The organism is Pseudonocardia acidicola (genome assembly GCF_012911935.1).
GTDB classification, from domain to species: Bacteria; Actinomycetota; Actinomycetes; order Mycobacteriales; family Pseudonocardiaceae; genus Pseudonocardia; species Pseudonocardia acidicola.
This window is the reverse complement of the sequence record NZ_JAAXLA010000017.1, coordinates 64379-78644: the sequence shown is the minus strand read 5'-3', so window position 1 is coordinate 78644 and position 14266 is coordinate 64379. Positions and strand designations below refer to the sequence as shown.

13 protein-coding genes are annotated in these 14266 nt (G+C 74.2%); 3 read left to right on the top strand and 10 right to left on the bottom strand.

Annotation, left to right across the window (positions count from 1 at the left end; translation table 11 throughout):
- Positions 1–22 precede the first annotated feature (22 nt).
- Complete coding sequence (locus tag HF526_RS11780) at positions 23–1435, top strand: Fis family transcriptional regulator (protein WP_169381425.1); 1413 nt, start codon at positions 23–25, stop codon at positions 1433–1435.
- The gene (locus HF526_RS11775; RefSeq protein WP_169381424.1) at positions 1422–1784 is read left to right on the top strand and encodes a hypothetical protein; all 363 of its coding nucleotides are present in this window, start codon (positions 1422–1424) and stop codon (positions 1782–1784) included. Before HF526_RS11780 ends, HF526_RS11775 begins: the two co-directional genes overlap by 14 nt.
- A 262-nt stretch (positions 1785–2046) precedes the next feature.
- Here the strand turns inward: HF526_RS11775 and HF526_RS11770 are convergent, their stop codons facing one another.
- Both HF526_RS11770 and HF526_RS11765 read right to left on the bottom strand, forming a co-directional pair.
- On the bottom strand, positions 2047–3633 hold the full coding sequence (locus HF526_RS11770; protein ID WP_211177074.1) for a YfjI family protein: 1587 nt from the start codon (positions 3631–3633) through the stop codon (positions 2047–2049).
- Positions 3630–4526: a bifunctional DNA primase/polymerase gene (locus HF526_RS11765; RefSeq protein WP_169381423.1), complete on the bottom strand. Its 897-nt coding sequence runs from the start codon at positions 4524–4526 to the stop codon at positions 3630–3632. The genes HF526_RS11770 and HF526_RS11765 overlap by 4 nt, the downstream gene beginning before the upstream one ends.
- A 58-nt stretch (positions 4527–4584) precedes the next feature.
- Here HF526_RS11765 and HF526_RS11760 point away from each other — a divergent pair, with 58 nt between their 5' ends.
- Positions 4585–5001, top strand: coding sequence for a hypothetical protein (locus HF526_RS11760; RefSeq protein WP_169381422.1), 417 nt, complete (start codon positions 4585–4587; stop codon positions 4999–5001).
- A gap of 5 nt (positions 5002–5006) precedes the next feature.
- On the opposite strand, the gene mobF is transcribed toward HF526_RS11760, so the two are convergent.
- The 8 genes from mobF to HF526_RS11725 all read right to left on the bottom strand — a co-directional run bounded on the left by mobF (position 5007) and on the right by HF526_RS11725 (position 14233).
- The gene (gene mobF / locus HF526_RS11755) at positions 5007–9323 is read right to left on the bottom strand and encodes a MobF family relaxase (RefSeq protein WP_338051416.1); all 4317 of its coding nucleotides are present in this window, start codon (positions 9321–9323) and stop codon (positions 5007–5009) included.
- A gap of 178 nt (positions 9324–9501) precedes the next feature.
- Positions 9502–10389, bottom strand: a complete 888-nt coding sequence (locus tag HF526_RS11750) for a hypothetical protein (RefSeq protein WP_169381420.1) — start codon at positions 10387–10389, stop codon at positions 9502–9504.
- The gene (locus HF526_RS11745) at positions 10386–11069 is read right to left on the bottom strand and encodes a hypothetical protein (RefSeq protein ID WP_338051415.1); all 684 of its coding nucleotides are present in this window, start codon (positions 11067–11069) and stop codon (positions 10386–10388) included. Before HF526_RS11745 ends, HF526_RS11750 begins: the two co-directional genes overlap by 4 nt.
- Positions 11057–12949 (bottom strand): type IV secretory system conjugative DNA transfer family protein, encoded by a 1893-nt coding sequence (locus HF526_RS11740; RefSeq protein WP_338051414.1) that lies wholly within the window; start codon positions 12947–12949, stop codon positions 11057–11059. Before HF526_RS11740 ends, HF526_RS11745 begins: the two co-directional genes overlap by 13 nt.
- The gene (locus tag HF526_RS35290) at positions 12946–13314 is read right to left on the bottom strand and encodes a hypothetical protein (protein WP_239028567.1); all 369 of its coding nucleotides are present in this window, start codon (positions 13312–13314) and stop codon (positions 12946–12948) included. The genes HF526_RS11740 and HF526_RS35290 overlap by 4 nt, the downstream gene beginning before the upstream one ends.
- Positions 13311–13748, bottom strand: a complete 438-nt coding sequence (locus tag HF526_RS36895; RefSeq protein ID WP_169381418.1) for a WhiB family transcriptional regulator — start codon at positions 13746–13748, stop codon at positions 13311–13313. Before HF526_RS36895 ends, HF526_RS35290 begins: the two co-directional genes overlap by 4 nt.
- Positions 13745–13984, bottom strand: coding sequence for a hypothetical protein (locus HF526_RS11730; protein ID WP_169381417.1), 240 nt, complete (start codon positions 13982–13984; stop codon positions 13745–13747). Before HF526_RS11730 ends, HF526_RS36895 begins: the two co-directional genes overlap by 4 nt.
- Positions 13985–13987: 3 nt before the next feature.
- The gene (locus tag HF526_RS11725; RefSeq protein ID WP_211177073.1) at positions 13988–14233 is read right to left on the bottom strand and encodes a helix-turn-helix domain-containing protein; all 246 of its coding nucleotides are present in this window, start codon (positions 14231–14233) and stop codon (positions 13988–13990) included.
- Positions 14234–14266 lie beyond the last annotated feature (33 nt).

Here is a 14266-nt window from a genome sequence, read left to right as displayed (position 1 = left end):
CGACACGAGAGGCAAGACCCCCATGGCTGTGCACTACGACCCGTCTGTTCCCGCCGTCGTCGTCGCCGACGTCGAGGTGACCGACCCCGCCGTTGTCTCCGAGGCGCGGCGGTGGTCCACGGGCCGCCGCGGCCCCGCGGTGGACGCCGAGGAGCTCGCGGGTCACGACCTGACGGCCTTCGTTCACCAGGCTCTCCTGGTCGGCGCCCAGGCGATCGCGACCGCGGGTGGGACGCAGGAGGCCGTCGCGCTCGAGTCCCTGATCACCGAGGTCGGGGAGCGGACGAGTGAGGCCTCCACCCAGGCCGCGACCCGGACCGCCGAGGCGATCACGAAGGCGACGGTCGGCATCGCCGAGTCGACCGAGGCCGCGCGCAAGACCCTCGGCGAGATCGTCGAGCAGGCGCAGCGGCGCAGCGCCGGAGACCTCGAGACCCTGCAGAAGACCATGCTCGCGGAGCTCACCCGGATCTTCGGGGGCGACAGCCCGGAGCTGCTGGCCAGGGTGCAGCCGGTTCTCGACAAGGTCTCCCGCGACCTGGAGGAGCGGGCCGTCCGGCAGGCCTCCGAGCTGATCGCGAAGGCGGAGCGGCAGTTCGACCCGAGCGATCCGGCGACCCCGATGGGCCGTCAGCACCAGCTCCTCGCCGAGCAGCACCGGCAGCTCAAGGAGGAGATCACCCGCGACGGCGAGAAGGTCCGGTCCATGATCACCGACTTGGCCGAGGCCGTGCGGACCACCCACGCGGTGGCGCAGGCCCGCGCGGCGGCGGTGAAGGTGAGCCCACTCAAGGGTGAGCCGTTCGCGCAGTCGGTGCACCGGGTGATGGCCGACGTCGCCGCCGGGCTGGGCGACGAGTACGAGGACACGTCGGCCATCACCGGCCGCGTCCCCCGCAGCAAGAAGGGCGATGGGGTGCTCACCGTGCAGGGCGGCGAGGTCCGCGTCGCCCTGGAGATGACGGACTCCGACCGCCCCCGGTGGGCTGAGTACCTGGACGAGGCCGAGCGCAACCGGGCCGCGGTCGCGTCGCTCGGGATCGTCCGCAGCGCCGACCAGAACGGCGGGCACAGCCTGCTCTGCCTGGGTCCGCGCCGCCTGGTAATGGCCTTCGACCCGGAGACCGACGAGGTGGACCGGCTTCGCGTCGCGGTCCAGCTGCTGCGGCTCACCGCCCAGGCGGCCGCACGTGACACCGCGAGCGGCGAGGTTCGCGTCGCTGAGGAGAAGCTCTCCGAGGCCCTCACCACGCTCGGTCGGATCGAGAAGATCACGAAGGCCGCAGGGTCGGTCCGCCAGCACGCGAACGCGATCGAGACCGAGTCCGACAAGCTGCGTGGCGAGCTGACGCGCCTGCTCACCCAGGCGCGGATCGCCCTCGGCACTGGGCTCGACTCCAGCACCGACGAGGGCGTCACCGATGCTGCCGCTTGATCGGCGTGAGGCGATCCTCGCGCTCGCGATGCCGATCCCGGACATCGACATCGATCCCGGATCGGTGGTGCTCACCGCCCACGCCGTGCAGCGGTACCGGCAGCGCGTCGAGGGCGTGCAGCGCAGGATCGCAGTGCGGCGCCTCGGCCATCTGCTGAGCACCGCGGACTGGGAACACAGACCTCGCGCCTGGACCGAGGTCATGCTGCATCCCGAGGTGGTCTACGGGTACAGCCCCGACCGGTCCGATGTCTGTCTGCTCGTGCGGGGCACGGCGCTCGTGACCGTGCTCTCGCGGCGGTTCCTCGCGCAGGCGATACCGCACCCCCGCGCCCGTCGGTGCGGCTGAGTCCGCTCGACTGCCGGGTCGGCGCCTCGAACTCCGGAGGGGTGGGTTCGAGGCGCCGGCCGCTCGTCAGAACTGAGGATTTCGTCCTCGGCAGGATCACGCACCATCGAAGGACACCTCCGGCACGCGCGGTCGCCCCTCCGCGGGCGTTTGGCACCCATACCGAAGAGGTCCAGCGGCGGGACTGGGCCAGCCGATTTGGTCGCCACTTGGGTCTGACTCCGCGCCGCGGAAGCCGCGGAAACCGCAGAACTCGGCTCCGTCAGCATTGTGCGGTTTCTGCGGTTTCTGCGGCGGCAGGATGGACCGACCATCGGGGCGAGGCCCGTCGGCCCGGGCCAGCACGCTGAGGCTGCTCCTCGGGGCGGATGAAGCCGTGGTCGTCGAGGAGCTGCAGGACCGGGTCGAGGTCCGCGATCTTGCGGAAGCGAGAACGGGAAAGGGCAGTAAAGGCGTCTCGGCGGCTGAAGCTCTGCGGGCGGACGCGGCTGATCCACTCCAGCACCGCGAGGGCATCGCCAACGGTGGGGTCGGCGCCCATCTGGTCGAAGACGGCGAGGGCGTTGCCGAGGAAGTAGTGGCCGAGCCGCGCGGCTGCGTCGACGTGGCGGGCGGGGACGGGTTCGCCCCATCCAGTGGGCAGGACCTCGGCGAGGAAGAGCAGGCCAGCGAGGCGAGCGACCGCGCCATTGAGCTTCGAGGCCCAGTCGGTGATGTGGGCGAGGTCGGCGTGCGGGGCCAGGCGGGGCTCGAGGCGGCGTTCGAGTTCGAGGATCTGGCGGTCGGCGTCGCGGCTCAGGCGCAGCCGGTGGGGCTCGTTGTCGTCGGCCAGGAGCAGGACCAGCCTGGTCAGGCGGCTGGTGTAGGTCTTGTCGATCGGGCCGGGGACGGCCGGCGCGCCGACCTGGCGGCGACCGACGGTGTTCTCCGGCAACGAGTACAGGATCCGGGCGAGTAGGCCGCGGCCGCGGAAGCCGGGCATCTTCGCGATGTCGGTCAGGACCGCGGGCTGCAGCGCCAGGCCCAGGGTCAGGGCGGGGGCGGCGACGTGTTCGGCGGCGCGGCCCTTGCGATCCACCCGCAGCAGGTCACCGGCATGGCCCTTGAGGAAGACCTCGAGGTTGGGGACGCCGCTGGAGTAGCGGCCTGCCAGCGTCGTGAAGATCCCGCCCTCCGCCGACAGCACGGCGAGCCGTCCGCCTTGCTCCGCGAGCAGGGACGCGGCGGCTTCGGTGGTGACGTCGTCGGCGATCAGGCGTGGCAGAGCGGGGACGGGTTTCTCGGCCTCGAGAGTGGCTTCGGCGGCCGCGGCGAGGGCTTCGGCGCGGCCGGCGGGGTCGCGCAGGTTCGCGGCGTCGATCGCGCGACGCTCGGCCTCCTTGACCGCCATCTTGCGGGCCAGGTCGGCCTCGACGATCCGCGGGCGGGCGGCGTCGATGAGCTGTCGTTCGGCCTCGACCAGCGGGGCGGTCATGGCGGCGAAGACGGCGCTCTTGCGGGAGCCGGGTGGCATCGCGACCACGGTGTAGAGGTTCAGCGGTTCGCGCCAGCCCGGGCGGATTTCGACTTCGGCGCGTCCGCCGGCGGCGGTGGAGAGGGCGGCGAGGGCGAGGCAGCCGGGCAGGTCGAGCGGGGTCTGGGTGAACTCGGCAACCGCCATGACCATGTCCGCCACCCACGGCGGCAGGGCGTCGACCGGGAACGGAGGAACGAGCCGGCGCGGGGTCAGCGGGGTCGGGTCGGCGTCCCAGCCCTGCGCCGGGGGCCGGTCCTCGCCGTGCAGCGCGCGCAGGTACCGGTCGGCGTCGAGGCCGGTGAGGATCTCGTTGGCGGTGCGGCGCCTGGTCACGTCCGTCCTTCCAGAATGGTGCGGCGCGGGGTCCTAGCCCCGGCGTTGAGGCCGGAGCGGATCGTGCGATCGGCCTCGAAGAGCGGGAGACCGATGGCGGTCGACGCCTCGGCGAGTGCCGCCGCGGCCAAGCCCCTGGGAAGCAGTCCGGTACCTACGAGCTGGCCGAGAGCGAAGGCGGCGGCGTTGAGGGTGTGGTTGCGGTGCCCGGGGCGGGCTGCGAGGACCTTGTTCAGCTCACCACGCAGCGCCGCCGCGACGTAGGCGGAGCGGCGACCGACGATGTCGAGCAGCGGGCCGAAGTCCGCCCCTGGCGGTGCGTTCCCGTCGCTCTGCGGCTCGGCGAGGAGCGTGGTGAGCCACGCGGGGAGGACCGCCACCGGCGCGTCCGAGGCGCGATAGCGGCGGCGCCGGACCACAGAGCCGGCGGCCACGACGTACCCGCCTTCGCCGCGAACGTCGAGGAGCCAGCCGAGCCGGCCCGCGGAGTTCCGGATCCGCGCGCCGGCGGGTGCGGTGAAGTAGAGGTGCTCTCCCCCGCTGCCCGTCTGGACCGCGTAGGTGTCGAGCGGGACGTCGGCGCCATGTCGCTTGGCCAGAGCGGCGAGGACGTCGGCGCCGTCGTTGATGCCGGGCCGGTCCCATTCCTGCGGGCGGACAGTGTCCGGCTTGGGGCGGTCTAGGTCGAGGACGACCAGGCGGGACGGGCCGCAGGCGATGCCGATCCCGAACGGGCCGCGCTCCCACGCTCGCCGGATGCGGAAGGGATCGGTAGTTGCTCGGGTCTCCCAGTCCCGGATCGCGGGGCGCTTGTCGTTGGGGCGCAACGGGAAGACGCGCCAGCCGCGGGCGGCGTGGGCCAGCGCGACGCGCATCAGCTCAGGGGTGGCCATGCCCGCTCCCCCGCATCGGCCGATCCGTGCGGTCGGGGCGCCGTGGGATTCTGCTGGCATGCGTGTCACCGAGCGCGATGTCGAGCGCGTCCCACCCGGCAACCTGCGGGTGCCGCGGCGCGACTTCGGCGTGCTCTGGGCCGCCGCGGAGCAGCGCTCGGAGCTGCAGGGCGCCGAGGGCGTCACCGACTACGCAGCGGGCGGCGTCGCGATCACGTGCCGGTGGCTGGCCCGCGCGACCGTCGACGGGCCGGGCGGCCGGCGTCGGCTCGCTCATACGCCGATCACGAGGTCGGCGCGGCTGGCGCAGGAGGAGCTGATCGAGGCCGAGTACCTCGCGGCGGAGACCCTGGCCGCGCGGTCCGCGCCCCCGCAGTGGCTGGCGTCGCGACCGGGCTACCTGGCGGCGGTGTGCACGACGCTTCGGTGGGCGTGGCGAGGCAGTGGCGCCGCGCCGACGTGGGGACCGTCCTGACCTGCTCATGCTCGCTCCAGGGCGTCGTCGTCGGTGAGGTCGTGCTCGGCGGCGGGCTCGTACCGGGCCGCCTCTTCCTGCTGGGCGTCGTAGGCGTCGCGGGCCTCGATCTCGGCGAGGGCGCGGTGCGCCCGTTCGATCGCTGCGGCGGTCTCGTCGGCGCTGGGGACGCGGACGGCGTCGCCGGCGCGGTCGTCTGACCGGTCCTGCTCTCGGATGTCCGGCTCGGGCCTGAGGTCCTCGCGGGGTGCGGCGTCGTCGTCGCGGGACGGCGCGTGATCGCGCGGCGCGACGAGCTCGTGCGATCGGTTGTGCTCTGGCGACACCGCGTCGAGCTCGTACTCCTCGGTGATCTCCCGGTGCCGGTCCTCCTCCGCCTGGTCGGCGCGGTGCGCCGCGAGCCACTCCTCGGCGGTCACTGCGGGCTCGGGCTCCTCGCCGGCGTGCCGGAGCGCCAGCTCGGCCTGCGCCCGTTCGCCCGCGGCGCGGGTCCCGGCGGTGTGGGCGAGCCAGCGCGCCCGGGCGTCGTCGACGGACTGTAGCTCGACGGCCCGCTGGTCCAGCACCTCGGCGAGAGCCCCGGCGTCGTGGGCCTCCTGCAGGAGGCGGTCCCGGTCGTCGGAAGTCTGGGCCTCGGCAGCACGCAGCGCCGCAACGCGCCGCTGCTGGTCGGCGGCCTGGTGGGTGCCGGCGAGCTCGTTGGCGACGTGGCGCGGGGCCCAGTTCTCCTCCCGCTCGGCGGCCCGGACGCGCAAGCGCAGCTGGCCGTCGGACATCTCGATCTCTTCGCGGTCGATCTCGGGCCGGCCGAGCGCCCGCCAGGCGGCGCGGTAGGCGGCGAAGGCCTCGACGTGGCCGGGGGTCGGTGCGGGGCCGAGGGCGTCGGCGTCGTCGGTGTGGCCGCGGAGTTCCCGGTACGCGGCGACCGATCCCACCTCGGCGACCCAGGTTTCCCGCTCGGTCATCTCCGCGGGTGGCGGGCCGAAGGCGTCGAGCGCCCAAGGCGGGGGCTCGACGGCCGCGGCCTCGCCGAGCTCGGCGGCTCGGTCGTCGGCGGCCTGTGCGAGGTGATCGAGGTAGGCCTGCCACTGGGGGTCGTCGACGCGGGGTGTCCACTCGGCCCAGGTCTGGCCGACCGGGTCGAAGCGGTGCCGGTCGGCGATGCGGCTGTAGATGACGTTGGTGGTGTTGCGGGCACCGTCAAGCGAGCGGTCGGCGACGGCCGCGTGCAGGACCTGGCGGGCGTCGAGCCCGGCGAGCTCAGCGCTGCGCAGCACCCGGGTCAGCGAGGCGGCGCCGTCCTCGGCGGCGATCCGCGTGCGGTCGTGCAGGCTGAGGGTGCCGTCGAGGGTGAGCTCGTCGAGCCAAGCCACGGTGCGCTGGGTGGCGGCGAGGTGGGCGGCGTCGGCGAGCAGCTCGGCCGGGGTCCGGACGTTCCCGGCCTCCTCGGCGGAGCGCGTGGCCGTGGCCAGTGCCGAGTGGGCGCCGGTGCGGTCGTCAGGATCGAGGACAAGTGCGACCGCGGCGACCGGGTCCCGCCGGACGGTCTGGTCGTCTCGCCCATCCGCCCGGTCGGCGACGGTGGTCTCGGTGGCGACGTGCGCGAGGTTGCTGTCGCGGCCGCGGGACATGCCGACGTAGAGCGCGCTCGGGCTAGTCCGCGGGCTGACAACGACGTGGCTGGTGTCGACCGTGCTGCCCTGGGCGGAGTGGACGGTCGAGGCGTAGGCCAGCGCCAGGTTCTGCGCGACGTATTTCGGGGGCAGCACCATCCGGTCATCACCGGCCGCGACCTCGAGCCCACCGTCCGCGCGCACGGCGGTGACCCGGTAGGTCTCCCTGTTGATCGGCCCACGGCGGTTGCCCTCAACGCCGGCCAGGTGCCAGCCGTTCGCCCGCGCCTCGACCAGATCCCCGACCCCGGCGAAAGTGCCCTGCAACCCGAGCGGCACGCCGTCCTCGGCGACCCGGCCGAGCCGGACCAGCTCGGCGCGCAGCGCTGCCGACAGGGCGGCGGCCTGCTCGTTGGTGTCGACGACGAGCAGCGACCGTCTCCCGGCGAGGGTGTCGGCCAGCCACGCCTGCGCCGCCGCAGCCTCGGCCTGCTCGATCGTTCCGGCGTCGAGGAGCCGGCCGTGGCGGTGGTACTCGCGCAGGACCGCCTCGTCCCCGGCCCGCAGCCGTAGCGAGGCAGCGCGTTCCCAGTCGTGGGTGAAGCGGCGGGCGTCGGCCAGCTCGTAGCGGGCCCCGGTCGCGGCGATCAGGTCCATCCCTCCGCCCGCGCCGACGCCGGCGAGCTGCTTGTGGTCACCGACCAGCAGCAGCTTCGCCCCGGCCGCGTCGACATAGCGGTGGATCGCGGCGAGCGCGGGGGTGTCGGTCATGGCGGACTCGTCGACGACGACCAGGTCACCGGCCCGCAGCCGCCAGCCCCGGTCGTCGTCCCGGACCTCGGTCTGGGTGAGCCGCTCCTGGGTGGCCAGCCAGCGGGCGACGTTGCGCGTGGTCAGCTCCTCGCCGGCGAGGACGTCGGTGGCGACCTGCGAGGTGGCCAGCCCGAACACGCGCCGCTCTCCCGGATCCCCGTGCAGCTCCGGATCCGACCACGCCCGGGCAAGGGCGCCGACCACGAACGACTTGCCCGTCCCGGCCGGGCCGACCAGCGACTCGACACGCGCACCGGACGTCAGCACCCCGCGCACGGCGGCGGCCTGGTCGACGCCGAGTTCGATGCCCGTGGCCCGCAGGTCGTCGAGGAACCGCTGCGCCGTAGCTGGAGCCAGCGCCGCGCCGTCGCGGTCGGAGGTCGACGCGACGAGAATCCGCTCGGTCCGCAGCTGCTCCGGCGTCGCGTAGAGCCGACCGCCGGGTGCTTGGTAGACCGAATCGCCATTCGCCAGCCGCAGCTCGTCGGGCAGCGCCTCGGCCCCCGGGCGGTCGGTGTCGAGCGGGACGGCGTAGCGCAGGGCCTCGCTCGCGAGGTCGTCGAGCAGCGTGGCGATGTCGGTGCCGGCCGGGGTGCCGAGGTAGTCCGGCAGGGCGGCGTTGATCGCGCGGGTGAGGTCCGAGCGCATCCAGCCCGCCCGGCGCGACTGGACGTCCGCGAGCGCGGTCTCGATCACCGCCCGGGGTGACCAGCTCTGTGGGGTCACGGACTCGCGAGCGTCCAGCGCGGAGCGGGCGACGCCGGCGAGCCCGTCGGCGACCTCGGCGCGCAGCTGGGTGTCGACGCGGTCGAGGACCTGGGCGCGGGTCTGCCCGTCGTGGGTCTTGAGCCGGCGGGTCGCGAGCGTGGCCTGCCGGGAGAGGCGGTCGCGCTCGAGGCTGTTCGGGGTGCGGCCGAAGCGCTCCTCGAACTTGGTGATCAGCTCGGCGGCCTTTGTCGTGACGGCCCGTCGTCGCGAGGAGATCAGCGCCATCGCCTCGGGCGCGACACCTTTGATCTCGCGGGCCTTGCCGTCGGGCCGCGTTGCGATCGTGACGCCGAGGGCGTGACTCAGCCGCTCCTCGGTCGTCCGCTCGGCGACCGCCGCGGCGGCCGCCCGCCACCGGTGCATCCCCCGCGAGTCGAGGGTTCGCCACGCGCCGTCGGGCGATTCGACGCGGTTGAGCACGGCGTTGTGGATGTGCAGCTGGGGGTCGTGGTCGCGGGAGTCGTGCTGGAAGAACGAGGCGACGACCCAGTCGTGCGCGTCGACGTAGCGGCCGGCGGCGCCGCCGTGGTGCCCGATGCGCGAGTAGCCGGACTTGTTCGAGAGGTAGGCGAGGCCGGCGTTGTTGCCGGCCCAGATTGCGTCCTCCACCGCCTGCCGGTAGCTGCTCCACGCCGTGGCCGACTCCGTGTCACCGGCCGCTGCGGCCTTGACCTGTTCAGCCTCGAACGCCGTGTGCAGCAGTGTCACCGACTTCTGAACGCTGAACGTGACGTCCAGGAAGGCCACGTTCCGCCGCGCCGCCTTGCCCGCCTCGACCCGGAGTTCAGCGCGCCGTTCAGGGCTCGCCTTCGGCTCCCGTGCCAGCGCCGCGGCGTACAACTCGTCCTCAGACCGGTACTTCCGCCCAGTGTGGCCGAGGGTGAACACCTCGTCCCAGCGCGACTTGTCACGGAAGCCCTCCTCACGCGGATCGAGGAATCGCTCGTAGAGCCCGGTCATGTCCTGAGCGTCGACGAGCCCGCGCAGCCCGAGCTGCTCGGCGCCACGTCCCCACCAGCGCCCCGGCGGCTCTCCCTCGGCGACCGCGCCCGTGTAGTAGTTCTCGCGTCCCGTCGCGACCTCCCGCAGGAGGTACTCGGGGCTGTAGCCGACGGCGATGCTCAGCACCGAGACCACCCGGCCCTGTTGATCACGATGCCTAGGTGTGAGTCCCTTGATCTTGTAGCTCTTGGGGCTCGTTCTCGGTTCTCGCCCGCTCGAATGGAGTAGTGCTTGGTCGTTGCTCGGGTTGGCGTCTCCGTGGTCTGGCTGGGCCTGCTGGTGCCGGTGGATCGGAGCGTCTGGGTCATGGCTGGGTCCTCGTCTCGGTGCTGTCGTCGTCGGTTCCGGCGACCAGGCGCAGGGCAGCGGGCTGCGCGCGGAGGTGTTTGAGGACGGTCGCGGCGGTGCCGCGGGAGACCCCGGCCAGACCTTCGAGTTCGGTGACGGTGGGGAGCGCGCCGTGGCGGTGGGCGTGGCGCGCAGCGGCCGCCCGCGCCCGGTCCCGGACCGGGGCTCCTACCGACCGAGCGCCTGGCTGTTCAGCCGAGGCCGCCCCGAGCGCTGGCCGCGCCGCGGCCGCGCTGACCTCGGCCGGACGCTGAACGCTGACGGCGTTGACTGCCGGTCCGGTCGGGCGCGGCTCGGGTTGAACATCGGGGCGGTTGAACGGCTCGGACTGAACCGCGTTCGCTGAACGGTCGGCCGGAGGTTCGGCGAGCCGGGGCTGGATGTCGTCGGTGGCTAGGAGGTAGAGCAGGTGCGCCACGATCGCCGCAGCAATCGCGGGCCACGCGCCCACGCCGAACCGCAGCACCGGCGAGGCGTCGACAGTGGAGCCGCCCGCGAGGTAGGCGGCCTGCGCCAGCCCGGACAAGCCGGCGGCCAGGACGACCACCGACCAGGCGTAGCGGGCCGCCGAGCCGTGCAGCCGGGCGGTGGCGGCGTAGGCGACCAGGGCCAGCCCGTCGGTGATCAGCGGGTAGAGCCTGGCGATCCCGGCCGGGACGCGGGCGGCGACGGCGACCTCGTAGAGGCCGTGCGCGGTGGCCACCGCGGCCCCCAGCGCGACAGCCAGGCCCGGAAGCCAGATCGCAGCTCGCACCACCCGGCCGGCCGGCTCCACGCCCTCGACCAGCTCGACGGCATCGGCGCTGCGCCGCTCGGCGGCGTGCTGCTTGGGGGTGCGGCTCATCGGGGATGGGCTCCGTTCCCGCCGACCGGGGCGGGTGTCGGTTCGGGGGCGGGGTCGTCGCGGCGGGCGGCCCACCAGCCGGCGATCGACGCGACCGCGTCCACGCCCGGCACGGCGACCGCGCCGCGCAGGCGCTGGTCCCACTCCGGGCGGGTCTGGTGCCGTTCCCACGAGCACGACCCCGCCGTAGCGCGGATGCGGCGCACCACGCCGGGGCGCTGCCGGTCGTGCCAGTCCCCCGCCAACGCCACGCTGGCCTGCTTGCCCTGATAGGCGGCGCACCAGGCGTGCATCAGCCACACCAGTTCCTCGACCACGTCGGGGTGCCACAGCCAGCACTCCGGCAGGGACGCGGCGGCGTCGGGGTAGCGCAGATACACCGCGTGCAGCCACGCACACAGCTCCCCGAGCACCCGCTCCACGGCCGCGGGGTCAGTGGGCGCCATCAGCCAGGACGGTGCCGGGGTCGGCCCCGGGCGGGCGGTGACCGCGGCCAGGGCGTCGGCGAGCTGCCCGACCAGCCGGGCCAGGTCCTCGACCCGGCCGCCGACCTCGCGCAGCGGGTCCACGGCGCGGCGCAGGCCCTCGACCTCGCGGGCCAGTCCGGCCAGCGCGTCGGCGCGGGCGAACTCGCCGTCCTTGGCCGGACGGGGCATGCCGGGGTGGGTCACGGGGACCACCGCCCGTCCTGCTCGTCCCGCCCGGCTGCTGGCGCCGATCCTTCGCCGGGGTCGGCGGGGACGAGATCGGGCTGGGTCTGGATGCGGCGCAGCTCGGCGAACATCGCGTTGGCGTCGCGCACCCGCGCGGCGGCCTCGCCGAACCGGTCCGGCCAGCGCCGCGCCAGCCGAGCGAGCACCCGCTCGAAGACCTGTTCCCGCCGGGCGCGGGCCGCCTCGAGCCGGCGCTGCCACCGGGCGTGGGCGTCGATGCGGGCGGCGGCGCGGTGGTGGGCGCGGACGTCCCGGCGGCGCCACACCATCTGCGCCCGGCCGATCACCGGCCCGATCCCGCGGCGGATCACCACGACCCGGCCGGCGGGCAGGTTGGCGATCTGCGCGGCGGGGAGCACCGGCACCTTGCGCACGGTGCGGGAGGCGACCCGGCCGTGCAGGTCGGTGGTGGTGATCGGCTCGTCCCGCTCCCCGGCCAGGGTGGACCAGAACTGCAGGTCGTCGCGATCGCGGGTGCCGCCGAACACCATCACCGCGCCGGTGTTGTTCAGAATCGTCGCGGTGTTGTGCTCGCCCCACCGGGCCAGCAACTGCGCGCGGGACTGGAACGCGGCCAGGATAGTCACCCCGCGCCCACCCATGTCCGCGGTCCAGCTTTCGAGGGGCACCGGGGAGATCAGCGCGGCCTCGTCCAGGGCCAACGTGAGCGGCGGGTCCAGCCGCCCGCCGGGGGCGGTCGCGGCCAGCCGGCGGGCCTCCCGGGCGATGTGCCCGGTCAGCGCGCACACTAGTGGGGCGGCCTGGGTCTCCTCGGCGCCGAGCAGGAACACCGTCGCCCGGGACGCCAGCAGCTCGGCGACGTCGAACCCGCGCCCCGGCTGCGCCGCGGCGGCCGCGGCGGGATGGGTCAGCCACCCCAGGGCGGGCATCACCGTGGAGGTGATCGACGTCCTCGTGCGTTCGTTGGTGGTGACGAACTGGGTGGCGTCCTGCTCGAACGCCGCCACCCCCGACCTGCGCAGCAATGCCGGCACCTCGCGGGCCGCACGGTCGGGGTCGGCGACCCAGGCGAGCACGTCGCGCATGTGCTTGTCGCCGAGGGCGGCGGCGTGCAGCAGGGCGGCGAGGACCCGGCGGGCCTGGGCGTCCCAGAACTCCCGGTCACCCCCACCGGCCCGGGAGACCGCAGCCAGCATGTCGGTGGCCCGCTCGGTGGCCGTGACGGGGTTGGTGCAGCCGGTCAGCGGGTCGAAGGTGATCGTGCTCGCCAGCCCGCCGAGGCCGACGGCGTTGAACACGAACACCGGACCCCGCTGGGCGCGGAAGCCGGCGCACAGGTCGTGCAGGTCTGTGCGGGTGGAGGTGACCAGCAGCGCGCCCGGGGCGTCGAGCACCCGCCCGGCCAGCCACCCGGTCTTGCCCACCCGCGGGCCACCGAACACCACCACGACGTCCTCGACCGACGCCCACACCTTCTGCGCGCCGGTCCGGCACAGCTCGACCGCCACCTCCGCGGTCGGCAGCCGCCACCGCCGCCAGCGCGACAGCCCGGCCAGCGACGGACGCACCGTGCCGGCGCGGTGCCGCATCGCCGCCCCCGACGCGTGCCGGGCGACGTCCAAGGTGGATGCGACGCCGACCTTGCGGCGAGACCGAATGCTCCACCGGGTCACCGTCGCGGCCGACCGCGACCACCGATGCCACATCACTCCGGCGAGCAGAACACCGGCGACGGCGTAAGCCGGCCACGGAAGCTGGCGCAGCAAAGTCACCGCGGGCAGCACCGCCAGCAAGGCGAACACCACGGCCAGGGCGCGGGCGCCGCGACGCCACAGCACCAGCGCCGCACCGACCAGCACGCCCAGGACCACAACGGTGGAGGTCACGACGGCACCTCCACCCCGATGTGTCCGATCGCCGACCAGAACCCGCTCGCCCGCTGCCCGGCCACCCCGAGCGCATCCCGGGTCAACGCCAACAGGCCCGCGGCCTCCGCCAGCCGCCGGGCCGGGTCGACCTGGTGGCAGTCGTCGTAGACCGCCCGGCCGGCGGCGTAACCGGCGACCTGGCCGCGCAGCACGACCGCCAGGTCCTGCAGCGCGTACAGGGTCTGCACCAGCTCGCCCGCCAGGGCGTAGAGATCGGTGTGATCCGGCACCGCACCCCGTTGGTATCGGACCACGTCCGTCCATGCCTCCGCGCCGTCGCGCGCCCGGGCCACCGCCAGCGAGTAGTCCTCCTGCTCGGTCATGCCACACCCCTCCCCCGGCCGGCCTGTCGCTGCGCGCGGACCTGGGCGGCCCAGCGAGTCGCGGTCCGCTCCATCACCCCGAACTCCCGCGCCGTCTCCCGCACCCCGCGACCGGCCCGGATCGCCGCCCGGCCAGCCGCGGCCCGCTCCCCGCGCGTGGCATCGGCCAGCCGCCCCGCCGGGCGGGCTGCGGTCCGACCACGCCCGGCCGCCACGCCGCGGCGCTCCTCCGCCGTCAGCCCACCCGCGACCCCGTAGGCCAAGTACGCGAGCGCGAACGACAAGCACTCGCCCAACACCGGGCACCGGCCGCACACCGCCTTTGCCGCCTCGATCTGCGCCGCGCACATCGGCCCCACCTCGACGACCGGGAAGAACAACTCCGGGTCCACCGACCGGCACGCGGCCCGCGACCGCCACTCCCGCCCGGTCATCCCACGGCCCCCGAACCGGCCTCCGGGGCCGTCTCGGTGAGCACGGGGGTCGTGGTGTCGTTCAGCCTCGACACGAACGACGCGACTGCCTCCGGCACTCCCTGGCCCATCGGCGTGCTGATGAACAGCACGATCCCGACCAGGGAGAACACCACCGCCCCGGCCGGGACCCGCGCCTTCGCACAGATCACCGCCCCGAGGATCGCGAACACGATCAGTACTCCGACGTTGTCCACCGCTCACGCCCCCTCAGTCGTCCACGCCGCCGCGTCGACGACCGACCCGTCGGCAACCGCGGCGTCAACCATCGCCTCGACCGCCTTAGCCGGGACGATCAACCGGCCCCGGATCCGCACCGCGGGGAACTCCCCCGCCGCGATCGCCCGGTAGACCGTCATCGGCGACATCCCGAACATCCGTGCCACCTGCGCGACGCTGTAGAAGCGCGGCATCGCCCTGACCTCAGCGCCATCGGACTGCCTCATCGACTTCCTCCCGATCATCGACTCGCATGACTA